Annotated in this window: 24 protein-coding genes; 8 read left to right on the forward strand and 16 right to left on the reverse strand. The window is 68.8% G+C overall.

Annotation, left to right across the window (positions count from 1 at the left end; all coding sequences use genetic code 11):
- Positions 1 to 23 precede the first annotated feature (23 nt).
- Positions 24 to 1,565: an MFS transporter gene (locus ACQP06_RS01605; protein ID WP_433669962.1), complete on the forward strand. Its 1,542-nt coding sequence runs from the start codon at positions 24 to 26 to the stop codon at positions 1,563 to 1,565.
- Between the two features lie 67 nt (positions 1,566 to 1,632).
- Here ACQP06_RS01605 and ACQP06_RS01610 read toward each other — a convergent pair whose 3' ends face one another.
- The 3 genes from ACQP06_RS01610 to ACQP06_RS01620 form a co-directional block, all read right to left on the reverse strand.
- A complete protein-coding gene (locus ACQP06_RS01610; protein WP_433669963.1) occupies positions 1,633 to 1,824 on the reverse strand; it encodes a hypothetical protein in 192 nt (63 codons plus the stop codon).
- A 63-nt stretch (positions 1,825 to 1,887) separates the two neighbouring features.
- Entirely contained in the window at positions 1,888 to 2,913 is a 1,026-nt protein-coding gene (locus tag ACQP06_RS01615) for a phosphotransferase family protein (protein ID WP_433669964.1), read from the reverse strand.
- Positions 2,914 to 2,915: 2 nt separating this feature from the next.
- A complete protein-coding gene (locus ACQP06_RS01620) occupies positions 2,916 to 4,037 on the reverse strand; it encodes a hypothetical protein (RefSeq protein ID WP_433669966.1) in 1,122 nt (373 codons plus the stop codon).
- A 127-nt stretch (positions 4,038 to 4,164) separates the two neighbouring features.
- On the opposite strand from ACQP06_RS01620, the gene ACQP06_RS01625 reads away from it, so the two are divergent.
- Entirely contained in the window at positions 4,165 to 4,773 is a 609-nt protein-coding gene (locus ACQP06_RS01625; RefSeq protein WP_433669968.1) for a TetR/AcrR family transcriptional regulator, read from the forward strand.
- 521 nt (positions 4,774 to 5,294) lie between these two features.
- Here the strand turns inward: ACQP06_RS01625 and ACQP06_RS01630 are convergent.
- Entirely contained in the window at positions 5,295 to 5,501 is a 207-nt protein-coding gene (locus ACQP06_RS01630; RefSeq protein ID WP_433669969.1) for a hypothetical protein, read from the reverse strand.
- Positions 5,498 to 5,788 (reverse strand): MFS transporter, encoded by a 291-nt coding sequence (locus tag ACQP06_RS01635; RefSeq protein WP_433669970.1) that lies wholly within the window; start codon positions 5,786 to 5,788, stop codon positions 5,498 to 5,500. The genes ACQP06_RS01630 and ACQP06_RS01635 overlap by 4 nt, the downstream gene beginning before the upstream one ends.
- Positions 5,789 to 5,914: 126 nt before the next feature.
- Here ACQP06_RS01635 and ACQP06_RS01640 point away from each other — a divergent pair, with 126 nt between their 5' ends.
- A complete protein-coding gene (locus tag ACQP06_RS01640) occupies positions 5,915 to 7,600 on the forward strand; it encodes a PKD domain-containing protein (RefSeq protein ID WP_433669971.1) in 1,686 nt (561 codons plus the stop codon).
- Positions 7,601 to 7,618: 18 nt separating this feature from the next.
- Here ACQP06_RS01640 and ACQP06_RS01645 read toward each other — a convergent pair whose 3' ends face one another.
- The gene (locus ACQP06_RS01645; protein ID WP_433673208.1) at positions 7,619 to 8,614 is read right to left on the reverse strand and encodes a TIGR03617 family F420-dependent LLM class oxidoreductase; all 996 of its coding nucleotides are present in this window, start codon (positions 8,612 to 8,614) and stop codon (positions 7,619 to 7,621) included.
- A 151-nt stretch (positions 8,615 to 8,765) separates the two neighbouring features.
- Positions 8,766 to 10,400 (reverse strand): GMC family oxidoreductase, encoded by a 1,635-nt coding sequence (locus tag ACQP06_RS01650; RefSeq protein ID WP_433669973.1) that lies wholly within the window; start codon positions 10,398 to 10,400, stop codon positions 8,766 to 8,768.
- A 205-nt stretch (positions 10,401 to 10,605) separates the two neighbouring features.
- Between ACQP06_RS01650 and ACQP06_RS01655 the strand changes: the two genes are divergently transcribed.
- Together ACQP06_RS01655 and ACQP06_RS01660 are read left to right on the forward strand one after the other, a co-directional pair.
- Positions 10,606 to 11,838 carry a cytochrome P450 gene (locus ACQP06_RS01655; protein ID WP_433669975.1) on the forward strand — a complete coding sequence of 411 codons (1,233 nt, stop codon included), beginning with the start codon at positions 10,606 to 10,608 and terminating at the stop codon, positions 11,836 to 11,838.
- Positions 11,839 to 11,901: 63 nt separating this feature from the next.
- The gene (locus ACQP06_RS01660; RefSeq protein ID WP_433673209.1) at positions 11,902 to 12,366 is read left to right on the forward strand and encodes a glutathione peroxidase; all 465 of its coding nucleotides are present in this window, start codon (positions 11,902 to 11,904) and stop codon (positions 12,364 to 12,366) included.
- Between the two features lie 23 nt (positions 12,367 to 12,389).
- Here ACQP06_RS01660 and ACQP06_RS01665 read toward each other — a convergent pair whose 3' ends face one another.
- Both ACQP06_RS01665 and ACQP06_RS01670 read right to left on the reverse strand, forming a co-directional pair.
- On the reverse strand, positions 12,390 to 13,772 hold the full coding sequence (locus tag ACQP06_RS01665) for a cytochrome P450 (protein ID WP_433669977.1): 1,383 nt from the start codon (positions 13,770 to 13,772) through the stop codon (positions 12,390 to 12,392).
- 99 nt (positions 13,773 to 13,871) lie between these two features.
- Positions 13,872 to 14,435 (reverse strand): TetR/AcrR family transcriptional regulator, encoded by a 564-nt coding sequence (locus tag ACQP06_RS01670; RefSeq protein ID WP_433673210.1) that lies wholly within the window; start codon positions 14,433 to 14,435, stop codon positions 13,872 to 13,874.
- Positions 14,436 to 14,554: 119 nt separating this feature from the next.
- On the opposite strand from ACQP06_RS01670, the gene ACQP06_RS01675 reads away from it, so the two are divergent.
- Positions 14,555 to 14,968: a hypothetical protein gene (locus ACQP06_RS01675; protein ID WP_433669979.1), complete on the forward strand. Its 414-nt coding sequence runs from the start codon at positions 14,555 to 14,557 to the stop codon at positions 14,966 to 14,968.
- Here the strand turns inward: ACQP06_RS01675 and ACQP06_RS01680 are convergent.
- From ACQP06_RS01680 to ACQP06_RS01710, 7 genes are all read right to left on the reverse strand, one after another.
- Complete coding sequence (locus ACQP06_RS01680) at positions 14,965 to 15,993, reverse strand: hypothetical protein (RefSeq protein WP_433669981.1); 1,029 nt, start codon at positions 15,991 to 15,993, stop codon at positions 14,965 to 14,967. The genes ACQP06_RS01675 and ACQP06_RS01680 overlap by 4 nt on opposite strands.
- A 68-nt stretch (positions 15,994 to 16,061) precedes the next feature.
- Positions 16,062 to 16,928 carry an LLM class F420-dependent oxidoreductase gene (locus ACQP06_RS01685; protein WP_433669983.1) on the reverse strand — a complete coding sequence of 289 codons (867 nt, stop codon included), beginning with the start codon at positions 16,926 to 16,928 and terminating at the stop codon, positions 16,062 to 16,064.
- 15 nt (positions 16,929 to 16,943) lie between these two features.
- Entirely contained in the window at positions 16,944 to 18,416 is a 1,473-nt protein-coding gene (locus ACQP06_RS01690; RefSeq protein ID WP_433669984.1) for an FAD-dependent oxidoreductase, read from the reverse strand.
- 30 nt (positions 18,417 to 18,446) lie between these two features.
- Complete coding sequence (locus ACQP06_RS01695) at positions 18,447 to 18,821, reverse strand: carboxymuconolactone decarboxylase family protein (protein WP_433669986.1); 375 nt, start codon at positions 18,819 to 18,821, stop codon at positions 18,447 to 18,449.
- Positions 18,818 to 19,696, reverse strand: a complete 879-nt coding sequence (locus ACQP06_RS01700) for an NAD(P)-dependent oxidoreductase (protein ID WP_433669988.1) — start codon at positions 19,694 to 19,696, stop codon at positions 18,818 to 18,820. Before ACQP06_RS01700 ends, ACQP06_RS01695 begins: the two co-directional genes overlap by 4 nt.
- A complete protein-coding gene (locus ACQP06_RS01705; protein ID WP_357275517.1) occupies positions 19,693 to 20,445 on the reverse strand; it encodes an SDR family oxidoreductase in 753 nt (250 codons plus the stop codon). The genes ACQP06_RS01700 and ACQP06_RS01705 overlap by 4 nt, the downstream gene beginning before the upstream one ends.
- Before the next feature lie 11 nt (positions 20,446 to 20,456).
- Positions 20,457 to 21,929: an aldehyde dehydrogenase gene (locus ACQP06_RS01710; RefSeq protein WP_433669990.1), complete on the reverse strand. Its 1,473-nt coding sequence runs from the start codon at positions 21,927 to 21,929 to the stop codon at positions 20,457 to 20,459.
- Between the two features lie 232 nt (positions 21,930 to 22,161).
- On the opposite strand from ACQP06_RS01710, the gene ACQP06_RS01715 reads away from it, so the two are divergent.
- Both ACQP06_RS01715 and ACQP06_RS01720 read left to right on the forward strand, forming a co-directional pair.
- Complete coding sequence (locus ACQP06_RS01715) at positions 22,162 to 23,367, forward strand: cytochrome P450 (protein ID WP_433669992.1); 1,206 nt, start codon at positions 22,162 to 22,164, stop codon at positions 23,365 to 23,367.
- Positions 23,368 to 24,162, forward strand: coding sequence for an SDR family oxidoreductase (locus ACQP06_RS01720; RefSeq protein ID WP_433669994.1), 795 nt, complete (start codon positions 23,368 to 23,370; stop codon positions 24,160 to 24,162).
- Position 24,163: the final 1 nt, after the last annotated feature.

Below are 24,163 nucleotides of genomic sequence, written 5' to 3' on the forward strand. Positions count from 1 at the left end.
CGCTTCTCGAAGGGGACACGACAATGACTGCGAAAGACATGGCCGAGGCGCTGACCGCGCCGGTCGCCCAGCGCGACCCGCGGCGCTGGCTGATCCTGGTGGTGCTCTGCCTGAGCTCCCTGGTGCTGGTGATCGACAATATGGTGCTCACCGTCGCCCTGCCCCAGATCGCCACCGACCTGCACGCCGGCCCGCAGGCGCTGCAGTGGGTGATCGACTCCTACATCCTGGTCTTCGCCGGCCTGCTGCTCACCACGGGCAGCCTCTCCGACCGCTTCGGCCGCCGGCTGGTGATGGTCCTGGGCCTGGTGCTCTTCGGCGCGGCCTCACTGCTGGCCGCCTACGCCACCAGCCCCGAGATGCTGATCGGCGGCCGGGTGATCATGGGTATCGGCGGCGCGCTCATCATGCCGAGCACCCTGTCCATCCTGATCACCGTGTTCGACGAGCAGGAGCGTCCGAAGGCGATCGCCGCCTGGAGCAGTGTCGCCATGATCGGCATGGTCGGCGGCCCGGTGCTGGGCGGCCTCATGCTCGAACACGTGTGGTGGGGCGCGGTCTTCCTGCTGAACGTGCCGATCGCGGCGGTGGCCATCGTGGCGGCCATGACCCTGATGCCGGAGTCCAAGGGCCCGGCCCGCCCGACCGATCTGCCGGGCATGGCGCTGTCCATCGTCGGCACCGTGGCGCTGGTGTGGGGCATCATCGAGTTCCCGACCAAGGGCCTTGCCGGAACCTGGGTTTCGCTGCTCGTCGCCGCGCTCTTCCTGGTGGCCTTCCTGATTCGCGAACTGAAGGCCGAGCACCCGATGGTGCCGCTGCAGCTGTTCCGCAACCGCGTCTTCACCGGGTCCAGCTTCTCCCTGGTGCTGGTCACCTTCGCCAATGCGGGTCTGCTCCTGCTGCTGACCCAGTACCTGCAGTTCGTGCTCGGCTACACGCCGATGAAGACCGCGCTGGCCTTCACCCCGCTGGCCTTCGCCGCCCTGGTGGCGCAGGGTGTGGGCGCGGGTCTGGTGCGGAAGCTGGGCGTCCGCCCGCTGACCCTGCTCGGCATGCTGGTGCTGGCCGCCGGTTCGGGCGCCCTGGCCGCGCTCGACACCGACTCGGGCTTCTGGGCCGCGGCCCTGGCCATGGCGCTGGTCGGCGCGGGCGCCGGTCTGGCCATGCCCGCCGCGATCGGCGCGCTGATGGGGGCCATCCCGCCGGAGCAGGCCGGTGTCGGTTCGGCCCTGAACGACACCATCCAGCAGACCGGTGGCGCGCTGGGCGTGGCCGTGCTGGGTGCCATCCTGGCCGGAACCTACACCGACGGAATGCCTTCCGACGCCCCGGCGGCGGCCCGCGACAGCATCGCCGGAGCCTTCGCCACCGGTGACGCGACCCTGCTGAACGCGGCTCGCGACGCCTTCACCCACGCCATGTCGACCACCTTCCTGACGGGTGGCGCGGCGGTACTGGCCGCCACGGTGATCGCCTTCTTCCTGATGAAGGGCGCGAAGGCGGCAGCGCCGGAAGGACTTCCAGAGGAGGCGGCCGAGTCGGAACTGGCCGAGGCCCGCTAGCCGATACCCGAAAACGATTCCGCCCCCGGCGTCCTGCCGGGGGCGGAATCGTCTATTTCCCGGTGGCTCAGGCCGACTCGTCCTTGGCCTGCATGCCGAACGAGACCAGCGCCACCAGTACCCCGATCGCCCCGAGCACGATGCCGAAGCCGGGCTGCATATTGTCAGCCCAGGCCAGGATGATGAAGTGCATATTGGCCTGCTCCAGGAACAGCGAGCCGAAGCCGAGAATCGCCATCCAGATACCCAGACGCAGCATTAGGGAACCCCCCCGATCGAAATGAAATGTGCCGCGACAGCGTATCGGTGGACGGCGACACTGTCAGTTCAGTAATTGCTCGATGCGGGCGGTGCAGAAGCCGGTGATGTTCATTTCCGGGGGCAGCTGCACGCGATGGGTCATGCGCAGCAGCGGAACCGACAGCAGCGCGGCGGAGAAGATCTCCTGGTATTCGAGATTGCGGACCGGGTTGCCGGTGAGCTTCTCGTAGTAGGCGATGGTCTCCGCGCGGGAGGGCGTGCCCGGCAGGGGAGCGTGGCCCTCGTATTCGCTGCACGCCCAGTCCAGGAACAGCAGCCAGGCGAGATCGGATTCGGGGGCCCCGAGGTGGGCGATCTCCCAGTCGAGCACGCCGCGGACCCGGAAGTCCTGGTCGTAGAGGATGTTCGACATCCGGGCGTCGCCCCAGCACAGCACAGCTTCATCGGGTTCGTAGAGATGCTCGCGCAGGAACGCGATCGCCCGCCGGTACGTTTCGGGCACGTCGCCCTCGCACGCCCAGTGCAGGGCCGCGTCGAGATAGTTCACCCCCTGCTCGATGACCCCGTTCCCGTGCTGCGGGAAGGCGAGGAACTCCAATCCCGAGGCGCGCCAATCGATCCGGCTGACCTCGGCGATGGTGTCCACGCACCCCCACCACATGCGGGCCCGCTGCTCCGGCGTGGCCTCGAAATAGGTTCCGGCGGCGTGATACGACGGATAGTCGCTCGGCGCTCGTCCCTCCAGGCGGTTCATGACGAAGTACGGGCTGCCGAGCGGGTTGTCGTCGCGTTCGAGCCAGGCCACGGTCGGGACCGGGATGCCGGTACCGGCCAGCCGTTTCATGACCAGTACCTGCCGCAGCAGGTCGTAGTCGGGGAACAGCGACATGTCCGGTGGCCGCCGCATCACCAGCGGAACGGTGCCGTACTCGTCGTTGACGTCGAAAAGATAGGTCTCGGTGGCGAATCCGCGTTCGGTGCGGGCGAATCCGCCGACCCTGACCTGGCCGGTGCTCGGAAAGTGCTCACGCACCAGTGGTTCCAGTGCCACGCCGAGGTGCTCGGCGGGAATTCGGGTGGCGCTCACCGTCAGAATCCCTCGTACCCGTACCCGTACCGCGTATTGCGGCCCATGAACACCATTTCGACCAGCCCGTAGCCGACCTTGCCCTCGGTCTCGACGCGGCAGAAGGTCTCGCTGAGCATGCTGGCCTGCTTCAGGTCGGCGGTGTCGGTGAGGTCGACCGTCAGGCCCTCGCTCCAGTTCTCCCCGCGCCACAGGCCCGAGGCGTACCCGCGGTAGAAGTCGTAGCCGGCTATGCCGGGCCAGAAATCGGAGATCGGGGTGATGGTGAATTCGCGATCGCGGCCGTCGGTGGACCGCACGGTGAAGCTGCCGCCGCTGACGATGCGGAAGTCGTCGCGGAAGGTGAGCGCGTGGTCGGTGGTGGCGATCGGAACGGGCTGCTTGCCCGAGTCCAGCGGCGGCAGCACGGTGCCCTCGAAGTGCCAGCGCCGGCCTTCCGCGGTCTCACGCTGCGCGAAATGCACCAGCTCGTCCTCGAACTGGAAGATGCCCATGTAGTAGAGGACGCCGTCGGGGATCTCGGACGGCTGCAGGCCGTCGCCCTCGCCGAGGCTGCCGCCGCCACCGCCGTGCCGGGTGCCCCAGGAGTGGTCGCGACCGAACCACCAGGTCTCCGGGTCGATGTCGTAGCGCTTGCCCTCGACCTCGATCCAGCCGGAGATGCGCCCGTTCTGGTAATAGCGCCGGGCGTCCTCGCGGACCCGGCCGCGGGTGCGGAAGAAGGCGGGCTCCTGCTCGTAGGCCGGGAACTGGCCCTCGAAGTCGAGGTGCAGCCGGACGCCGTGCTCGTTGTCGCCGAGGGTGGCGCGGACCTTGCGCAGGGGTTCCACGATCTCGTACTTGAACGGTCCGACCGTCCAGTCGGCGATGCCGTCGTAGCGGTCGCCGATCTCGCGGGAGAGCCGGACCACGTGGGCGGTCTTGTTGCCGACGGTGACCATGGCGTACGCGTCGAGCACATTGCGGTTGGGGTAGCGCGCCATGCCGGTCATGACGCTGATCTCGCCGGTGGTGTCGAAGCCGTACAGGACGACGCGTTCGGTCCAGCGCAGATCGCTCTGCTGCACGTGGTCGAAGGTGGTGGGGAGCTGGTGGGCGAGTAGTTCGTCCTGGGGCGTCAACATCGACGGCTGCCTCTCGGAGGTGTGGCGCAGGCCACGGTAAATTAGAATACGAGGCGCAGCGTATTCGAATTCCGGCGAGAATGTAACCTGTTCCAGAAGATTGGCCGGCCGACCAGAGGGAGACCACGTGACCGCAGCGACAGGGACCGCCCGCACCGGCCCCGGCCGTCCCCGGGATCCGCAGCTGGACGCCCAGGTGCTGACCGCCACCCAGGAACTGCTTGTGGAGGACGGCTACCAGGCCACCACCATCGCGGCCGTGGCCCGCCGGGCCGGGGTGGTCACCACCTCGATCTACCGCCGCTGGCCGGGGAAGCGGGCGCTGGTGGAGGACGCGATCTTCGCGCTGGACACCGAGAACCATCCGGCCCCCACCGGCGATCTGCGCGCCGACCTATTGGCGTGGACGCGCCTGTTCCTGAACGCGGCCGCGCACCCCGCCGCCCGCTCGGCCATTCCCGGCCTGCTGTCGGAGTATCACGACGATCGGGAGAGCTACCGCCGCCTGCTCGACGGCGGCGAGCGCCCCACAATTCAAGCGCTGGGCGATCTGCTGACGGCGGCCGCCGAGTCCGGCCAGGCGGCCCGCACCTGCGACACCGAGGCGGTCTTCGAATTCCTCCGGGGTGCGACCCTGATGCGCGCACTCACCCACGGCACCGAGGATGCCGACCACTTCAGCCGCCGGATCGCCGACGCCCTCTACGCGGTCGCGCAAACTCCCCGGTCAGAGTAGACCCCACCAGTAGATCAGGCAGGCCAGAGCCAGTACGACCAAGGTTTCCATCGTCCATCCCAATCTGCTTGGCGCTCTTGCCTTCCATGATGCCGTCTCTCGAGTCACGAAGGCCACATTCGCCGATAACAAGATCATTCAACTCCTATCCATCCGGCGAGTGCGCGCCACGAACCCGCCCGGAGCGAAGCGGAGGGCAGACAACAGAGAACCCGCGTGTCCGTCACCCCTCGTGGACGGACTCGCGGGTTCTGCGCCTGCCTGCCACCCCCTTCGCGGCAGGCCGGATACCCAGCGAGACGCCAGTCGATCGGTGTGCTGTGGGCGGCCCGTCACCCCTCGTGGACGGGCCGGCCCCAGCATTCCCGCCCCAGGAAAGGTGGCTCGGTGGGTCCGCCGGTGCGTTCCGGCGTTGGACACAACGATGCCCAGCCGTGCTTGGCACGGCCTTAACAAGATCTTGTAACAGTGAAAAGTCCTGCTAATCCCCCTTTTTCGGGGAGCTATCCGTTCCGGAGTGGTCAAACGCGTTGGCGGACTTCGGTGGCCGGTGCGGTCTGGCGCAGCTCGCGACCGATCCTCAGGGTGAAGAGCAGGACGGCGACGGCGGTGAGGGCCAGCAGGATGTAGCCGAAGGTGTAGTCGTGGTTCGCGCTGTAGACCGCGCCCATCACCAGCGGCGGGAAGTAGCCGCCGAGGCCACCGGCCGCGCCGACCAGACCGGTCACGGTGCCGACGCGCGCGGGTTCGACCAGCCGACGAGCAGCACCGGGATGATCGAGATGAAGCAGACGGCGGTGAACATCAACCGCCCGCCGAACTTGTCGGTGAGCACGCCGACCGGAATCCGGCCCAGCGATCCGACCAGGACCGGGGTGGCGACCAATAGTGATTGCCGGCCCGGGGAGAGGTCCAGCTGCTTGGTATAGCTGCTCGATAGCGGACCAATCAGATTCCATGCCCAGAAGGTGAGGGCGAAGGCGGCTGTAGCGAGTGTCAGATTTCTCGCGTTCATCCCTTTTGTCTAACAGATTCGCAGGTAGAACGAGCTAAATTGGGCCATTTCGGCGCGCCTACGGGTGCCGTGCCGCCGCATCCGCACCATGTCTGCTGTTGGATTGCGCATGTCCCAGGAGGAGCAATGAAAGTGTGGCGATCTCGCCGGTGTCGCGCGGCCCTGCTGCCGGCCCTGGCGGGTGCGATCGCGGTAGCCGGAATCGTGGCGCAGGCCGGTCGGCCGCTACCCGCCGCCGCCGAACCCGCGAGCGACCTTCCCCTCGTCATAGACGTCAGCGCACCCCCCGACGGGCCGTGCGCCGGACCGCTGCACGGCACCGCCGCCGTCTACTTCCCGCCGGGCGTCGACTCGCACGCGGAGGTGGAGTGGCGGATTCTCGGTGGCGGACAGCCGATTCGCAGCGGCATCACCGTGGTGCAGAACGACGTGATGACGGTCGGGTTCGACCTCCGCCACGACGAGCTCCCCACCGACGGCCTGCTCCGCGTGGACGCCCGCGCCCGGATCCCGGGCGGTGACGTCACCGGCTACGGCAAGCCGTGGAACTTCCGGGTGAACCGGGATTGCCGTCCGCTGCACGTGGTCTCGGTCGGCGACTCGGTGCTGTGGGGCCAGTCGGTGCTCGGTGGCATGAACGCCCCGCGCAAGCACAGCTTCGCCAATGTGGTGGCCGATGCCCTGGGATCCAGGACCGGCCGCGGCGCCACCCTGCACGACTACACCGCCTCCGGCGCCGCCCTGGACGCACCCGGTGAACACCCGACCGGCAAATGCCCCGGCGGGGACGCCACCCTCGACGTGTTCTGCCAGCTCGCCAAGGCCACCGGCGACGCCGCCGCGAACGGCTACCCGGTCGATCTGGTGCTGATCGACGGCTGCCTCAACGATCTGGACCCGATCTTCGGCATTCCGGTGGGCGTCACGCCCGGCACCCAGGATCTGGCGTCCGCCGTGCACCGCGAATGCGGCGGGGTGGGCGCGGACGCGGTGAACCCGGCCGCCGCCGTGCCCTATTACAGCGGGGCCACCCTCGGCTACGGCGGTCGCGGTATGCGGGAGGCGGTGCAGGCCGCGCACCAACTGCCCGGAACGCCGAAGGTGCTGGTGGGCAACTACTTCCACGGCTACGACGGGGATCGGGTGCCGGAGTCGCTGACCCAGCGTTGGTCGGAGTTCGTGCGGGTGTCCTCGGAGTTGTTCCGGCAGGCCGTCGCCGACGCCAATGCCGCCGCGGACGAGGAGTACGCCACGGCCGCCGACGGGCTGTTCACCGAGGACGCCGTGGGCGTTCGGGATCCGGCGCAGGTCGTGCCGGACCCCGCGCAGACGACGCCCCGGGACATCGCACAGCCGGCCGAGCGCACGCCGGCCCTGAACCCGCTCGGCGACGAGGCGGCGTCGCTGCGGCTGCTGGTCTGCCCGCAGGCCAACGACCTGCCGCAGTGCCGGGCCATTCCGGCCGTGTCACCGCCCGACCTCGAGGTCGCGCGCAAGCACGCCGACGTCTTCCTGATGAATCCCCGGATCAGCGAATGGTTCGGTGGCGGTGAGCCGTTCGGCATCGGGTTCACGGCGTCGAAGGTGACCGCCCGGTCCGGCAATGCGGTCAGTTTCGACGCCGAGCGGGCGGGCGGCGCCATTCGCCGCTACGACTGGTACTTCGGCGACGGCTCGCACGAGACCACCACCGATCCGGCGGCCTCGCACGTCTACAACGGGCTCGGCCCGAACCTGCCGCGACTGGTGGTCACCGATATGACCGGCCGCCGGAGTCTGTACGAGCTGGCCGAGCCCATCACCGTGGGCTGATCAGGCGCGCGGTGTCGATCAGGCGTGCAGTGCGGTCACCAGGTCGGCGATGGCCTCGTCGCCGACCTGGTAGCCGGGGAAGTAGCAGCAGACGCGAGCGGCGGTGTCCCCGAAACGATTCCGGATCCGGTCGGCGCACTCGGCGGGCGTGCCGCTGACGGTGAGCGCGTCCACCATGGTGTCGTCGATCAGTCCGGCCATCTCCCGCCAGCGCCCCTGCTTGGACAGCAGATTGAGCTCGGGCTGCAGATCCGCCCAGCCCTCGACCTCCAGCACCGGGCGGTAAGCGGGCGTGGAACCGTAGAACGCCAGCAGGTTTCGCACCGCCTTGCGCGCCGCGGCCAGCTCCTCTTCCGTATCACCCATGGCCACAATGGCTTCCACGATGATCTCGAACGGCCGGGTGGAGTCGCCGCGGCCTTTTTCCACCGCCGCGAGGGTCCGCTCCCGGTAGTGGCGCTCGGTATTGAACGGCATGACCAGCAGCCCGTCCGCGACCTCGGCGGCCATGGCGGTCATGCGCGGCCCCAGCGCGCCGACCAGCACCGGCGGCGGCCCGGACGGATTCGGTCCCGGATCGAATTGTGGCGTCATGAGCGTGTGCTGCCAGAACCGCCCGCGGTAGTCGAGGCGTTCCCCGGTCTGCCAGGCCCGCAGAATCGCCTGTACCGCGAGCACGGTGTCGCGCATCCGCTCCACCGGTTCCGACCAGACGCTGCCGTACCGCTTCTCGATGTGCGGCCGGATCTGGCTGCCGAGTCCGAGCCGGAACCGCCCGCCCGAGAGCGCCTGCAGATCCCACGCGGTGTGCGCGAGGTGCATCGGGCTGCGCGGGAACGCCATGGCCACATTGGTCATGATGTCGGTTCCGGCGGTGGCGGCCAGGGTGAGCGGCGCGAACACGTCGTGCGCGCCCTCGAAGGTGAACACGCCGTCCACCCCGAGTTCGCGCAATCGCGCGGCGCGCGAAGCGGATTCGGCCAGTGGCGCGTTGAGCCACAGATCGACGGGCAGGGACACCGCTGACTCCTCGGGAGAAAGGACAACAGCCCCGGGCCGAGAGGTAGGAGGCCCGGGGCTGTCACAGGTCAGCGATGGTCGTGGCCGCTGACCCGCGCGCCGGAGCTACCAGGGAAGTAGCAGTCTCCGGAGCGGCTCGGTGGGATTACTGTCCGCCGTTGATGAACTCGGCGGCCTTCTCGCCGATCATGTAGCTCGGCGCGTTGGTGTTGCCGCCGGTGATGCTGGGCATGATCGAGGCGTCGGCGACGCGCAGGCCCTCGATGCCGTGCACCTTCAGGGTCGGGTCGACGACCGCGCGCTCGTCCACACCCATGCGGCAGGTGCCGACCGGGTGGTAGATCGAGTGCACGCGGTTGGGGAGCTCGCGGCGCAGCGCGGTCTCGTCCGCCCACTGCTGGCCCGGGAAGAAGTTCTCGGTCCAGTCGCCCGCGATGCTCGCGTGCGACATGATCTCCTTGATCATCTTGATGCCCTCGACCAGGAACTCGGTGTCCCACGGGTCGGTCAGGTAGCCCGGGTCGATGAGCGGCGAGGCGAACGGGTCCGCCGAGGCCAGCTTCATCTCGCCGCGGCTCTTCGGGTAGATGAGCGACGGCATGATGGTGAAGGCCGGGCGGCGGTCCACCAGGTGCAGCTTGTCGGCGTCCTGGTTGGGCGTCGGGTAGCTCCACGGCAGGGTGTGGATCTGCATGTCCGGGTGGTCGCCCTCGGCGAACTTGGTCTTGACGAAGCCGGCGGCCTCGAAGACCGTGCGGCCCATGAAGGAGCTGCCCGGGTTGCGCATCTCCTTGAGGATGCCGCGCGCGAAGTAGGTCGGGATGCCGCGGTGGAGGGCCTTCTTGGACACGAAGGTCATGGGCACGAACAGGTGGTCGTGCAGGTTCTGGCCGACCGGCAGGTCCGCGACGACCTCGATGCCGTGCTCGCGCAGCTGCGCGGCCGGGCCGATGCCCGAGAGCATGAGCAGCTGCGGGGAGCCGATCACACCACCGGAGACGATGACCTCCTTGGCGGCCTTCACGATCCGGCGGGTGCCGTTCTTCTCGGCGATCTCGACGCCGGTGGCGCGGCCGTTCTCGATGACCACGCGGGTGGCGTGCACGTGCGTGAGCACGGTCATGTGCGAGTTCGGCATGTTGGTGATGAAGCCGCGCGAGGAGCTGTAGCGGATGCCGTCCTTGACGGACTGCTGGAAGATCGAGATGCCTTCCTGCGACTCGCCGTTGTAGTCCTTGATGATCGGCGTGCCGAGGGACTCGGAGGCGGCGGTCATGAACTGCTCGGCGATCGGGGTGATCTCGCGGGGGCGGGTGACCTCGATGGGGCCGCCGGTGGCGCGGTAGTCGTCGGCGCCGTCGACCCAGTTCTCCAGGCGCTTGTAGGCGGGCAGAATCTCGTCGTAGGACCAGCCCTTGTTGCCCTCGGCGGCCCAGGAGTCGAAGTTGGCCTTGTTGCCGCGCACGTAGAGCATGCCGTTGACCGAGGACGAGCCGCCGAGCACCTTGCCGCGGGTCATCGGGATCTTGCGGTCGTTGGCGTGCTTCTGCGGGACCGAGTACTGCTTCCAGGTCACCAGCTTCTTCAGCTGCGGGACGGTGTGAACCATCGAGATCATGCCGGGGCGGGTGACCAGCTGGGAGTTGTCCTTGCGCCCGGCCTCCAACAGGATCACGCTCGCGCCGGCCTGCGCGAGGCGCCCGGCCAGGACCGCGCCGGCGCTGCCCGCGCCAACGACGACGTAATCGGCTTCGGACGTGGAGCCCGGGGAAGGGGTCATATCAGTTACCTCATCTTCGAGTGTGCCTGGCATCACTGTAGAACAGGTTCTAGTCTGCCGACACCCGGGATGGGCTGTCCAGTCTCGAGATCGACTTCGGGTTGGAGGCTGGAAACGCCGCCCTGGGGCCGGTCGGCATGGTTGAATTCCTGTGAAACACGTTCCAATTTCGTGATCTTAGCGGCACTTTGCCCGAGGAGGAACAGTGTCTGTTCCGTCACTGCCCGTCGGCTTCGACTTCACCGATCCCGCGCTCTGGGCCGACCGTAGTCCGGTCGAGGAATTCGCTCTGCTGCGGCGCACCGCGCCCGTCTGGTGGAACGCGCAGACGCCCGCGCAGGCCGCCCCCATGGACGACGACGGGTACTGGGTGATCACCCGCCACGAGGACATCAAGGAGATCTCCCGGCGGCCCGAACTCTGGTCCTCGAACCGCAAGGGCTCGATCATCCGGATGCCCGCCGACTCCGAGCCCGAACAGCTCGAACTCGGCCGCGAAGCGCTGCTGGTGAACATGGATCCGCCGAAACACACCAAGATTCGGCGCATCGTGTCCAAGGGCTTCACCCCGCGCGCCGTGGAGGGCTTGCGGGCCGCGCTCACCGAACGCGCGGAGAAGATTGTGCGGGAGGCGAAATCGACCGGCGGCGGCGATTTCATCGAGCAGGTGGCGTGTGAACTCCCGCTGCAGGCCATCGCCGAACTGCTCGGGGTGCCGCAGGACGATCGATACAAGCTGTTCCACTGGTCCAACCAGCTGATGAACTACGACGATCCGGAGTTCGAGGGCCAGAACATGGCCGCCAACGCCGAATTGCTGGGCTACGCCTACAACATGGCCGAACAGCGGCGGGCCTGCCCGGTCGGCGACATCGTCAGCCAGCTGGTGACCGCCGATGTCGACGGCGAGGCGCTGGGCTCCGACGAATTCGGATTCTTCGTCATCCTGCTGTCGGTGGCCGGCAACGAGACCACCCGCAATGCCATCGCGCACGGGATGAAGGCCTTCGTCGACAACCCCGATCAGTGGGAGCTCTACCGGGAGCGCCGCCCGCACACCGCGCCCGACGAGATCGTGCGCTGGGCGACGCCGGTGACGGCGTTCCAGCGGACCGCCACCCAGGACACCGAACTCGGCGGGCAGAAGATCCGCGAAGGCCAGCGCGTCGGATTGTTCTACAGCTCCGCCAACTTCGACGAGGAGGTCTTCGACCGCCCCTTCGAATTTGATGTGCTGCGCGATCCCAATCCGCACGTCGGATTCGGCGGCACCGGCACGCATTTCTGTGTCGGCGCGAATCTGGCGCGGCTGGAGATCGACCTGATGTTCAATGCCATCGCCGACGCCATGCCGGAAATCCGCGAGGTGGAGCCGCCGCAGCGGCTGCGTTCGGGCTGGATCAATGGGATCAAGCATTGGCAGGTCCGATACTCCTGAACCGGTGACCCCGTCGAACCCGTTCTAGAATTCGGCCTTGTGACCAATCTTCGCGAGATTCCGCTGCGCACCCTGACCGACAAGCCCACCTCGCTGGCCGAGCTGGCCGACGACCAGGTCGTGCTGCTGGTCAACGTCGCCTCCAAGTGCGGGCTCACCCCGCAGTACTCGGGCCTGGTCGAACTCCAGCAGACCTACGGGTCGCGCGGGTTCACCGTGATCGGCGTGCCGTGCAACCAGTTCATGGGCCAGGAGCCGGGCACCGCCGAGGAGATCGCCGAGTTCTGCTCGGCGACCTACGGCGTGGACTTCCCGCTGCTGGAGAAGAGCGACGTGAACGGCGACGGCCGCATCCCGCTGTACCAGGAGCTGACCCAGGTCGCCGACGCCGAGGGCGCGGCCGGGGACATCCAGTGGAACTTCGAGAAGTTCCTGATCGGCCGGGACGGCTCGGTGCTGGGCCGTTTCCGCCCGCGCACCGAGCCCAAGGACGCGGCGATCGTCGCCGCGATCGAGGCCGCGCTCTGATCCGCCTCGCGGCAGAGCTCTGATCAGTCCTGGGACGGCCGGGCGCGGCGGCGGTAGCGGACCGCGCACGGCTGTTCCAGCTGGACCACCATCTTGGAGTGGTCGTTGCGGTAGCTGTCGGACGGCTGCGCCAGCTCGAACTCCCAGTCCCGCAACAGGATCGAGAAGATCGCCTTCAGCTGCATGAGCGCGAACGCCGCGCCCACACAGCGGTGCCGGCCCGCGCCGAACGGGATCCAGTTCCAGCGGTTGGCCAGATCCTCCTGATTCGGGTCCAGGTAGCGGCCCGGATCGAAGTGCTCCGGGTCCGGGAAGGCCTCCGGAATCCGGTTGGAGACAGCGGGACTCGCCGCCACCAGGTCGCCGGGATCGATGCGGTGGCCGCACACCTCGAACTCCTCGCGCGCCACCCGCATCAGGATGATGAGCGGCGGGTGCAGCCGCAGCGCCTCCTTCAGCACCGCCTCCAGATTCGGGATCTGGCGCAGCGCATGGAAACTCACGTCCGCGCCGTCGGCGTAGAGGGTGTCCAGCTCGGCGACCACCTGGCCGAGCACCTCCGGATGCCGGAGCAGTTCGATGATGGTCCAGGCGGCCGTGCCCGAAGTGGTGTGGTGCCCGGCGAACATCATGGAGATGAAGATGCCGGTGACCTCGCTGGCCGAGAAGCGGGGCTGGCCAAAGCGCGGGGAGGCGGGGCGGTCGTCGCGCACCGACACCAGCACGTCGAGCATGTCCCGATCGTCCTTGCCGGTCGGCGGATTCGCCATCCGCCCCGCCATGATGTGGCGCACCAGCTTCACCAGCTGGTGGCGGGCCTCGTCGCGGCGGCGGAAGCTCTCGATATCGGCGTACGGGTCGACGTAGCAGTAGGCGTCGGTGCCGCGCTCGAGCTCGTGGTAGAGGTGCGCGAAGCGGTCGTCGAGCTCCTCGCGGAACTTGGTTCCGATCAGGCAGGCCGAGGACGTGTAGATGGTGAGTTCGGCGAAGAACTCGAGCAGGTCGATCTCGCCCTCGTCGCCCCAGCGGGCCAGCATGCGCTCCACCTCGCGGGCGATGGTGGTGGCGTGGCCGCGCATCTGCTCGGCGCGCAGGGCCGTGTTGTGCAGCATTTCCTTGCGCCGCTCGGGTGGGGCGTCGAAGACCACGCCCTCGCCGAAGATCGGCTTCATGAACGGATATGCCGCGGCTTGATCGAGTTCATCGTCGCCGGCGCGGAAGAAGAACTCGTTGGCCTGCGCGCCGGTCAGCAGGATGACATCGCGATCCGCCAATCGGAACGAGCCGATATCACCGCATTCTTGCCGAACCCGAGCCATGAGGGCGATGGGATCGGTGCGGAATTCCTCCAAGTGGCCGTGCTCGTGCTCGCCACCGGATACCGCGCGCGGTTTGACCAGGGTCATCTGTGACCTCCCGGGTAGACACCTGTCCAGACGGTACTACGGAAGGGATTACACGGCAAGGGATCCCACGGATTCCCGCGCGAAATCGGAATGGTTATTTCAGGGCCGCAGGATGCGCAGCGCGGATTTCTCCATGCGCTCGGCAATTTCGGCGTAGGACGCGTAACCCATGCCCGCGCGCACCAGTGCGCCGGCGTAGATCATTTCGAGCGTCTCGATGAGTTCGGGATCGGAGTCGGAGCCCAGCGCGTCGATCAACCGCCGCCGGATCTCACCGCCGATCCGCAGCCGCAGATGCGCCACATCCGGATCGACACCCAGCAGCGCGGCCGTCACCGCGCCCGCGAGCGTGGGTTCGTCGGCCATCAGCATGGCGATCTGCCGCAGCACCGCCAGCACCCGGGCGGTGGAGTCGACGCCCTCCCCGGCGGGTGCGTCCGTGGCGGCGAGCCGCCGCCAGAACATCTCCGCGACCAGGTGTTCCTTCGAGGAGAAATACGTGTACGCGGTGGCCGTGCCGACCCCGGCCTGGGCTGCGACCATGCGCACGGTGAGCCCCGCGAACCCCTCCCGGGACAGCACGTCCATGGCCGCCCGGGTGAGCTTGTCCACGGTGTCGGCCTGCTTCTCGGTGAGCCGCCGGCGGGTGGCCTCCATGCTCACCGCTGAGCGGTCGGAAAGGGGATCAGACACGTGTCCGGATGCTACTATGACTCAGCCCGCCGAGCAACTCGCGGTATGCGCGATCGGTATGAATGAGACCGCACCGGAAAGGCTTTCGAATGCTCCCCGCCGCGCTCTCCGCCACCCCGCGCGAATTGCCCGCACTCATCGAGCAAATCGCCGCCACGCTGCCCCCGGACGAGGCCGCGGCATTGTCCGAGGCCGCCCGCACCTATGCGAGCAAGGGCGCGATCCTGGAGATCACCACGGCGCCCGGCGACGCCGCCGACGCGTACGCCACCGCGGTCCGGGAATGGCGCACCCCGCTGCGCCTGCTGCTGATCACCGGCTCCGACTCCGTTGCCGCCGACCGCGCCTACGACGACTGGTCCCACTGGGTGGCGGGTGGCGGCCTGCTGGCCCTGCGCGCCGCCGACGAGCTCTACCGCCGCGCCGAGGCCACCGGGAAGTTCCGCACCCTCGCCGCCGCCGGAACCCTGCGCGTCCTGCAGCGCGTCGCTGCCTGCAACTAGCGGCTCGCCGCCATTTCGGCATTCAGCGCGCGAATGTAGGCGATCGCGAAGTCCGGGAACAATTCCCGCGGGTACGCCCCGCCGTCCAGGCCCCGCAGTTCGACCACGCCGTCCTCGATGCGCACCTCGTTGATCCATTCGTACCGGATGCGGGTTCGGCGGCTGCCCAGGTGAATATCGGCCGCGTCGGGCCCGAACCGCGCCGCGAAGCCCGTGCCCGGCGGGAACTGGTGCGCCATTTCCCTTTCCCGCCGATTCCGGTCCGCGGTGTAGGTCAGGGAGAACACGACGGCCAGCAGCAGGATGCCCGCGGTCGCGAGCGGAACCGGCCCCGAACCGCGGATCAGATACAACGTGATCAGGTAGATCGACGAGAGCAGGGCGAAGATGATCGCCCGTCGCACCCGGAATCGGTGCGCCGGAACCCGGACCAGCCGGCTCGTGTCGCCGGGGCGCACGACATAGACGGCCGACGGATCGGCCAGCGGCGGAATCGGACTCGGCGGTTCGACCGGGTGGGTGTCCGCCGTCATGAGTTCGAGTGCGCTGTCGGGGAACAGTTCTCGCGGATAGGTGTGGTACTGCGGACCCTCGCCGAAGGCTACCGCCGCGGGCGTCACCTCGAGGTCGCGGATGCTGTCGTAGCGGATCCGGCGGTGGGTGTCCGCGCCCACCTGGATGTCGAACGCGGCCGGGCCGAACCGGCTCGCCATCACCGTGCCCGGCGCGGCCATGGCCGAGAACAGGGCCACCGTCCGGACGGGATCGGAATTCCAGCGCCGCCGGTACATCCCGACCAGCGCCGCGCAGATCGCCAGCCCGATCAGCAGGCCGCCGAGTGACCACAGCGAGTACAGCACGATCGCCGTGATCACCCAGCGCAACGCATTGCGTCGTCGTCGCCGGGAATGCCGTCGCACCCAGGCCAGTGCCGACTCGGCCAGCTCCCGCGCGGTGTCCTCGTGCGTGATGAACACCGCGGTCGAGTCGGGCAGGCCGGGCATCGGCGGCAAGGGTTCGAACACGGCTCGAGCGTACGATTCTTGCCGCCGTACCGAATCCGCAGGTGAATCGGCCATGACGGCCGATTCGGTCAGGCGGACGGGGCCTGGAGACCCAGCGGGGCGAGCTTGGCGGCCAGCCGGTCCAGGTAGGCGAGGACCTCGTCCTCGGACTTGTCGGGCAGGCCGTAGACGGCGTCGGTGACCCCGGCTTCGGCCCAGGCCGCGAGCTGTTCGGCGTTCGGCTTACCGGCCAGCGCCACCACGCGCGGGGCGCCCTCGCGGCCGGCTTCCTGCCAGTGCTTCAGCAGCAGGGCGGTGGAAGCGGAGATGTCGGACTCGTACGGCGTGGTGATCCAGCCGTCGCCGGAGCGGGCGATCCACTTGAAGGTCTTCTCGGTGCCGCCCGCGCCGATCAGCAGCGGAATGTGCGACTGGACCGGCTTGGGCCAGGCCCAGCTGGGTCCGAAGGAGATGAAATCGCCGCTGTAGGAGGCCTCTTCCTCGGTCCAGAGCGTCCGCATCGCCTCCATGTACTCGCGCAGCACGGTGCGGCGCTTGTTGCCGGGGACGCCGTGGTCGGTGAGTTCGTCGGTGTTCCAGCCGAATCCGGCGCCGATGGTGACCCGGCCGCCGGAGAGGTGGTCCAGGGTGGCGATGGTCTTGGCGAGGGTGATCGGGTCGCTCTCGGTGGGCAGCGCCACCGCGGTGGACAACTCGATGCGCGAGGTGACGGCGGCCGCGGTGCCCAGCGCGACCCACGGGTCGAGGGTGCGGGTGTAGCGGTCGTCGGGCAGTTCGCTGGTGCCCGTGTGCGGGTGGGCGGCGTCGCGCCGGATCGGGATGTGGGTGTGCTCGGGCACGTAGAACGAGTCGAAGCCGCGGTCCTCGGCGGCCTTGGCGGCGGCCGCGGGCGTGATGCCGCGGTCGCTGGTGAAGAGAACGATGCCGAAACGCATGGGGGAGAGGTCCTTTCAGAGCTGCTTGGCAGCGGAGACGCCGGCGCGGCGGCCGAAGAAACTGCCGTCGCCGAGGGAACAACCGGAGGCGTATCCGCCGGCGCAGATGCCGGAGGTGACGCGACCCGCGGCGTACAGCCCGGGGATCGGTTCGCCGGAGACGTGGAGAACCCGCGAGTCCAGATCGGTGCGCAGGCCGCCGAGGGTGAAACCGCCGGTGTAGCCGCGCAGGTCGTAGGCGCCCAGCGGCGTCCGGATGGGCTTGACCCACTCGGTCTTCTTGTTCAGGAACGGGTCGTCGCCCTGCGCCGCGTGGTGGTTGTAGAGGTCGATGGTCGACTGGAGGGTGTGCTCCGGCAGCCCCATCTCGCCTTCCAGCTCCGCCACGGTCTCGGCGACCCAGGTCGGCGCGATGCGCAGGAACGACATGGACGACTTGGTCTCCATGGCCTCCTCCAGCGCGAGCTCGTCGATCACCAGGTACGCCTTGTTGTCCTGATCCTGCAGCACTGCCTGACCCATGCGCCCGGGGTAGGTGTCCTCGGTGATGAACCGCTGCCCGTGCCCGTTCACCAGGATGCCGCGCGCCACCAGCTGCGGGTCCACCACCAGGGCCACCTCGGTGGCGTCCATGTGGGCGAGGTCCGCGCCGAGCGCCTGCGCGACCCGGATGCCGATGCCGTCGTGCTCCTCGACCGTGGCGGCCGGGCGACCGGCGATCTTGGGCGCGAACTGTTCCACCATCTCGTGGTTGTAGGCGAAGCTGCCGGTCGCCAGCACCACGCCGCGCTCGGCGCGCACGTGCACCGGCTTGCCGTAGCGGGTGGCGGCCACGCCGACCACGCGGCCGGTCTCGTCCACGATGAGCCGCCGCATGCGCACGTCGTACTCGTGCCGCACGCCGAGTTCGTCTGCCATCTGGGCGAGCGGCTCCATCAGCATGTAGCCGCCGCCCTTCTCACCCAGCTTCTTGTCCTTGGTCCAGGCCAGGTGACCGCGCGGGGCGGGCGGGATCTTGTCCTTGAAGGGGGCGGCGTTCTCGCCGCCGGAGAACATCAGACCCTCGTCGGCGGGTGGCTCGTAGCCGGGTTCGCCCCAGAACACCTCGTTGAACGGGACGCCCTGCGCGACAAGCCAATCGAAGTGCTCGACACTGCCCTGGCAGTAGTCGTGGATCTTGGCCTTGTCGACGCCGGGGCCCAGGGCCGCGGTGAGGAACGCCTCCATGTTCTCGGCGGTGTCCTCGAAGCCCAGTTTCCTCTGGAGCGCCGTGCCACCGCCGAGATAGATGAAGCCGCCGGACATGGCGGCCGCTCCGCCCCAGCCGCCGGTGCGTTCCAGCACCAGCACGTCGGCCCCGGAGCGGGCGGCCTCCAGGGAGGCGCACACCCCCGCGATGCCGAAGCCGACGACCACGACGTCGGCCTGGTGGTCCCAGGTCTCGACCTCGCTGGCCAGGATGGGCCGGACGCTAGCGATTTCCGCCATGTTCTCTGAATTCCTCACTGCGGGTAGGGATTACTTCTTCTGGTCCTTGGCGAGCGTCTTGCGGACGGCGCCGTCGAGCTTGGTGGCGCCGGGCCAGCCCACGTAGTGGGCCAGGAACACCGCGATCTCGCGCAGCTGGTCGGCATCGAGCTCACCGTTGCGCAGGGCCGCGCCCACCTGGATCTCGAGGATGTCCGCGTGCCCCTGCGCGGTGATCGCGCCGAGCAGCAGCAGGCGCCGGTCCCGCAGCGACAGTCCGGGCCGATTCCAGATGTCGGCGAAGAGGTGATCCGCGGTGACCTCGAAGAACGGGTCGCCGGCGAAGTTCGGCAGATCGAAGCCGTACACCTCCGACATCTTCTTCAAACCCTGCTGCCGCCGCTCCGAGGGCTGCTCGTCGGTCATGACTGCTCCTTAGCGATCGATCCGGGCCCCACACCGAGCCCGTCACCCAGGTTGTGCAATGCCTTGCGCGCCAGCGGTAGGTCGAGATCCAACCGGCCCGCCAGATCCAGCGCCAAGGACAGATCCTTCTCACCGAGATCACGCACATGGCCGAGGATGGGGAACCAGAAGTCGTCCGCCTCGACCGGCGCGGTCGTCTTGCGCAGCATGATCGCGCCCGGCCCGCCCGTGTGCGAGTCGGAATGCCGGACCACCTTGCCGAGCGCGGTGATGTCCAGCCCGGCGGCCTCGGCCAGCCGCTGCGCCTCCGCCGCCGCGGTGAAGGCGACGAAGTGGAGCAGGTTGCGCGCCAGCTTCATTCGCGTTCCCGCGCCGACCTCGCCGGCGTGGATGACCAGCGATCCGAACCGCCCGAACGGCTCGCGCACCGCCTCGAAGGCGGCGGGACTGCCGCCCACCATGACCGCGAGCGCGCCCTTCTGCGCGGCGGGCGCCCCGCCGCTGATCGGCGCGTCCACGAATTCGACACCGTGCGAAGCGCATTCGGCGCCGAGTTCCACGGCGGTCCGGTCGGAGATGGTGGAGTGCACCGCGATCACGGTGCCGGGCTTCGCGGTCTGGAGCAGACCGTCCGGGCCGGTCACCACCGTGCGCACCTGCGCGTCGTCGAGGACGACCACCGAGATGACCCGGCACCGCTCGGCCACCTCCGCGGCGGTCGCGGCGGCGGTCGCCCCCGCATCGGTGAACGGCTGCACCGCGTCGGCCCGCATATCGCAGACCACGAGCCCGCCCGGCCACTCGACGAGGCGCTGCGCCATCGGCGCACCCATATTGCCGAGCCCGATGAACCCGACCGAGATGTCCTCGCTCATGGCCGGAACACCTGCCCGCCATCGACATTCAGCACCTGACCGGTGACCCAGCCCGCGTCGTCGGACAGCAGGTACAGGCAGGCCCCGACCATGTCCTCGGTGGTGCCGAGCCGCTTGAGCGCCATCTGCTTCACCAGCTGATCCACGAACTGCTCGGGCACGATGCTGCGGGTGGCCTCGGTGTCGGTGGGTCCCGGCGCGATGGCGTTCACCCGGATCCTGGAGTGCCCCAGCTCGTGCGCCAGCTGCTGGGTGAGGCTGTTGATCCCGGCCTTGGCCAGCCCGTAGAAGCCGGAGTAGGTCCAGGCGGCGGTGGACGACTGGTTCACGATGGAACCGCCGCCCGCCTTGGCGATGTGCTTGTAGACCGCGCGCGTCACGTTCAGCGCGCCGTCGAGGTTCACGGCCATGAACTTCTTGTAGTAGTCCCACGGCACGGACACCAGCAGGTCCAGCTTCATGTCGCCGTAGATGGCGGCATTGTTGACCAGGTGGTTGATGCCGCCGAACTCGGCGACGGTGAAATCGGCCAGGGCCTTGGCGGATTCCGGATCGGCGACGTCGACCGGCGCGAAGACCGCGACGCCGCCGTCGGCGGTGATCTCCTTGGCGGTCGCCTCGCCCAGTTCGCTGTTCAGGTCGGCGACGACGACTTTCGCGCCCTCGGCGGCCAGCGCCTTCGCGTAGGCCGCCCCGATGCCGCGCGCGGCGCCGGTGACGATGATCGATCTGTCGGTGAATCGGCTCATGTCGGTACTCCTCAGACGCCGGTCGCGATGAGTTTGGTCTCGGTGTATTCCTCGAATCCGAGGACGCCCATTTCCCGGCCCACGCCGGACTGCTTGTAGCCGCCGAAGGGCGCGTCGGCCGAATACCAGATGCCGCCGTTGACGCTGAGCGTCCCGGTGCGCACGCCGTTCACGACCTCGCGCAGCCGCTCGGGATCGCTGCCCCACACCGTGCCGGACAGGCCGTAGGGGGAGTCGTTGGCGATGCGGACGGCATCGGCGTCACCGTCGTGCGGGATGACGGTGAGAACGGGCCCGAAGATCTCCTCCTGGGCCACGGCGGAACTGTTGGGCAGGCCGGTGATCAGCGTCGGCTCGACGAACCAGCCGTGCTCACGGTCGGGCCGCTTGCCCCCGGTGACGATGGTGCCGCCCTCGGCGCGCGCGATATCGAGATAGCGCTCGATCCGCGCCCGCTGCCGTTCGGAAATGACCGGGCCGCACACGGTTCCGGGCTTCGCCGGATCGCCGGGCTTGATACCCGCCATGGTGCGCGCCGCGGCTTCGACGGCCTGATCGTGCAGTTCGCGCGGCACCAGCAGGCGGGTGCTGATCGCACAGCCCTGGCCCGCGTGCACGCACACGCCGAACGCGGCATAGCTCGCGGCGGCCGCGATGTCGGCGTCGTCGAGCACGATGAACGCCGACTTGCCGCCCAGCTCCAGGAACACCTTCTTCAGGGACGCCGCCGCGGCGGTCATCACGGCCTTGCCGGTCTGGGTGGACCCGGTGAACGAGATCATGTCCACCCGCGGGTCGGTGACCAGCTGCGTGCCGAGGCCGTGATCGTCGGAGGTGACGATATTGACCACCCCGGCCGGAATGTCGGTCTCCTCGGCGATGATCCGGCCCACGGCGGCCGCGCACCACGGGGTGTCGGGCGCGGGCTTGAGGACCACGGTGTTCCCGGCCGCCAGCGCCGGACCCAGCTTCGCGAAGTTGATCTGGTGCGGGAAATTCCAGGGCGTGATGGCCCCGACCACGCCGATGGGTTCGCGCCGCAGCCGGCGCGAGCTCTTGATCCCCATGGGCGCGGCGACCCCGAGATCGGTTTCCCACGCGTAGTTCTCGGCCAGATCGGCGAAGTAGCCGAGATCCCCGACCGGTCCCTCCAGCTGCGGGCCGCTGGTGAGCATGCGGGGCGCGCCCGCCTCGGCGATGGTGATCTCGCGCAGTTCCTCGATGTGGCCGCGCAGGGCGTCGCGCAGCTGCCGGAGGCAGGCCGCACGGAAGGCCGGATCGCGGGACCAGTCGGTGGTGTCGAAGGCGGTGCGGGCCGCGGCGATGGCCGCGTCCATATCGGCGGAGTCGGCATTGGCGGCGTAGCCGAGGGGTTCCCCGGTGGCCGGGTCGGCGGTGGTGAACACACCGCCGCCGCCGGGCGTCAACTTGCCGCCGATCAGCAGGTGCGAACCGCCGTCGGGGACGAGATCGCTCGGGCTCATAGGTAGCTCCCATGCTGTCCGGACACGTGTACGGACTATAGGTTCGCGGCTCGGAAACGCGCAAGAACAGGTTTCAGTTTCTGCGGTCCGGCCGATTTTCTTCGCGGGATTCCGTTGTGAGGTGATCCCGTCGCTAGTACCGTACAGACACATGTCCAGCTACGTGTCTCCGTTGCTGGAAAACGTTCGTCAGAGCCGATGAACGAGTTATCGAATACGAGGTGGACCCACCATGACCGCAGCCTCGCTGGAGCCGCTGCTGTTCGACCCCTACGACTACCGCATCCACGAGGACCCCTACCCCGTGTACCAGCGGTTGCGCACCGAGGCCCCGGTGTACCACCACCCCGACCTGGACTTCTGGGCGCTCTCGCGACACGGGGACGTGGCGGCCGGCTTCCGGGACAACGTGCGCCTGTCCAGCGCCAACGGGGTCTCGCTCGACCCCGCCGCCTGGGGGCCGCACGCCTGGCGAACCATGTCCTTCCTGGCCATGGACGACCCCCGGCACCTGCGCCTGCGCAAGCTCGTCTACCAGGGCTTCACCCCCCGGCGGGTGACCGAGATGGGCGAGCGGATCCGGGAGATCACCCTGCGCTACCTCGAACCGGCGCTGGCCGGTCGCGATTTCGACTGGATCGACGCGGTCGCGGGCCAGGTCCCGATGGACGTCATCTCCGAACTGCTCGGGGTGCCCGAGGCCGATCGCGCCGAACTCCGGCGGCTGGCCGACCTGCTGGTGCATCGTGAGGAGGGCGTGCTGGACGTGCCGGTCGCGGCCATGGAGGCGGCCATGAAACTCGCGGGCTACTACAACGAGATCCTCGCCGAACGGAAGCGCAAACGCGCCGACGACCTCACCTCGGCCCTGCTCGACGCCGAGGCCGACGGGGACCGGCTGACCGACGAGGAGATCCTCGGCTTCATGTTCCTCATGGTGGTCGCCGGCAACGAGACCACCACCAAACTGCTCGGCAACGCCCTGTACTGGGCGGGCCGCAATCCCGAGCAGTACGCCAAGGCCGCCGCCCACCCCGAACTCGTGGAGGACTGGGTCGAGGAGACCCTGCGCTACGACGCCTCCAGTCAGATCCTGGCGCGCACCGCCGCCGAGGACCTCGAGTACTACGGGCAGACCATTCCCGCGGGCTCGAAGGTGCTGCTGCTCATCGGATCCGCCAATCGCGACGACGCCGTCTTCCACGACCCGGACCGCTACGACCTCGAACGCGGCGACAAGGGCGGGCTGATCAGCTTCGGCCGCGGCGTGCACTTCTGCCTCGGCGCGCACCTGGCGCGACTGGAGGCCTCGATCGTCTTGCGCGAGTTCGCCGCTCGCGTCCGCTCGTACGGCATCGCCGACACCGGTATCCAGCGCGTGCATTCGGTGAATGTGCGCGGCTTCGCCCACTTGCCCGTCTCCGTGGAGGTTCGCTGAATGGCCCGCTTCGCACCGCATCCCGCCCGCCGCCCCGCCATCGTCGCGGGCGCGTCCTCCGGAATCGGGGCCGCCACCGCGGAAGCCCTTGCCGCGCTGGGACACCCGGTCGCGCTGGGTGCGCGCCGGGTGGAGATCTGCGAGACCCTCGCCGAGAAGATCCGCGCCGAGGGCGGGGAAGCCTTCGCCGGACCGCTCGACGTCTGCGACACCGCCTCGGTGCACGAATTCGTCACCGCCGCCGAAGCGGCGCTCGGGCCCACCGAGATCCTGGTCTCCGGCGCGGGCGATCTCGAATTCGGGCAGGGCTGGGAGATGGATCCCGACCTGTTCGAATCCCAGGTGCGGGTGCACCTGGTCGGCGCGCAACGCCTCGCGCACCGGGTGCTGCCCGGCATGATCGAGCGGCAGCGCGGCGACTTCGTGGTCATCGGCTCCGACTGCGCGGTGCGGGCCCGGCCGGGCGCGGGCGCGTACAACGCCGCCAAGACCGGCGTCGAGGCCTTCGCCACCCAGCTGCGTATGGAGTTGGAGGGCACCGGCGTGCGCTCGTCCATCGTGCGGCCGGGCCAGACCCTCACCGGCATGGGCATGCAGGCCACCCCGGAAGTGGTGGGTCCGCTGCTGGAGAACTGGGTGAAATGGGGGTTCGCCCGGCACCCGCAGTTCCTGCGGCCCGCCGATCTCGCGGCGGCCGTGTCCGCGGTCGTATCCACCCCGCGCGGGGCGCACCTGGTGCTGGTGGAGGTCCAGCCGGAAGCGCCACTGCGCGAACCGAATCCGGAAGGACCCTGAC

This window comes from Nocardia sp. CA-136227 (assembly GCF_050955695.1).
Classification (GTDB): Bacteria; Actinomycetota; Actinomycetes; order Mycobacteriales; family Mycobacteriaceae; genus Nocardia.

Bases quoted from the DNA above. Each gene is read 5' to 3' on its own strand.
- ACQP06_RS01605 (WP_433669962.1), top strand. From the start codon at position 24: ATGACTGCGAAAGACATGGCCGAGGCGCTGACCGCGCCGGTCGCCCAG.
- ACQP06_RS01610 (WP_433669963.1), bottom strand. From the start codon at position 1,824: ATGCTGCGTCTGGGTATCTGGATGGCGATTCTCGGCTTCGGCTCGCTG.
- ACQP06_RS01620 (WP_433669966.1), bottom strand. From the start codon at position 4,037: ATGTTGACGCCCCAGGACGAACTACTCGCCCACCAGCTCCCCACCACC.
- ACQP06_RS01635 (WP_433669970.1), bottom strand. From the start codon at position 5,788: ATGAACGCGAGAAATCTGACACTCGCTACAGCCGCCTTCGCCCTCACC.
- ACQP06_RS01640 (WP_433669971.1), top strand. From the start codon at position 5,915: ATGAAAGTGTGGCGATCTCGCCGGTGTCGCGCGGCCCTGCTGCCGGCC.
- ACQP06_RS01650 (WP_433669973.1), bottom strand. From the start codon at position 10,400: ATGACCCCTTCCCCGGGCTCCACGTCCGAAGCCGATTACGTCGTCGTT.
- ACQP06_RS01665 (WP_433669977.1), bottom strand. From the start codon at position 13,772: ATGACCCTGGTCAAACCGCGCGCGGTATCCGGTGGCGAGCACGAGCAC.
- ACQP06_RS01675 (WP_433669979.1), top strand. From the start codon at position 14,555: ATGCTCCCCGCCGCGCTCTCCGCCACCCCGCGCGAATTGCCCGCACTC.
- ACQP06_RS01685 (WP_433669983.1), bottom strand. From the start codon at position 16,928: ATGCGTTTCGGCATCGTTCTCTTCACCAGCGACCGCGGCATCACGCCC.
- ACQP06_RS01690 (WP_433669984.1), bottom strand. From the start codon at position 18,416: ATGGCGGAAATCGCTAGCGTCCGGCCCATCCTGGCCAGCGAGGTCGAG.
- ACQP06_RS01695 (WP_433669986.1), bottom strand. From the start codon at position 18,821: ATGACCGACGAGCAGCCCTCGGAGCGGCGGCAGCAGGGTTTGAAGAAG.
- ACQP06_RS01700 (WP_433669988.1), bottom strand. From the start codon at position 19,696: ATGAGCGAGGACATCTCGGTCGGGTTCATCGGGCTCGGCAATATGGGT.
- ACQP06_RS01705 (WP_357275517.1), bottom strand. From the start codon at position 20,445: ATGAGCCGATTCACCGACAGATCGATCATCGTCACCGGCGCCGCGCGC.
- ACQP06_RS01710 (WP_433669990.1), bottom strand. From the start codon at position 21,929: ATGAGCCCGAGCGATCTCGTCCCCGACGGCGGTTCGCACCTGCTGATC.
- ACQP06_RS01715 (WP_433669992.1), top strand. From the start codon at position 22,162: ATGACCGCAGCCTCGCTGGAGCCGCTGCTGTTCGACCCCTACGACTAC.
- ACQP06_RS01720 (WP_433669994.1), top strand. From the start codon at position 23,368: ATGGCCCGCTTCGCACCGCATCCCGCCCGCCGCCCCGCCATCGTCGCG.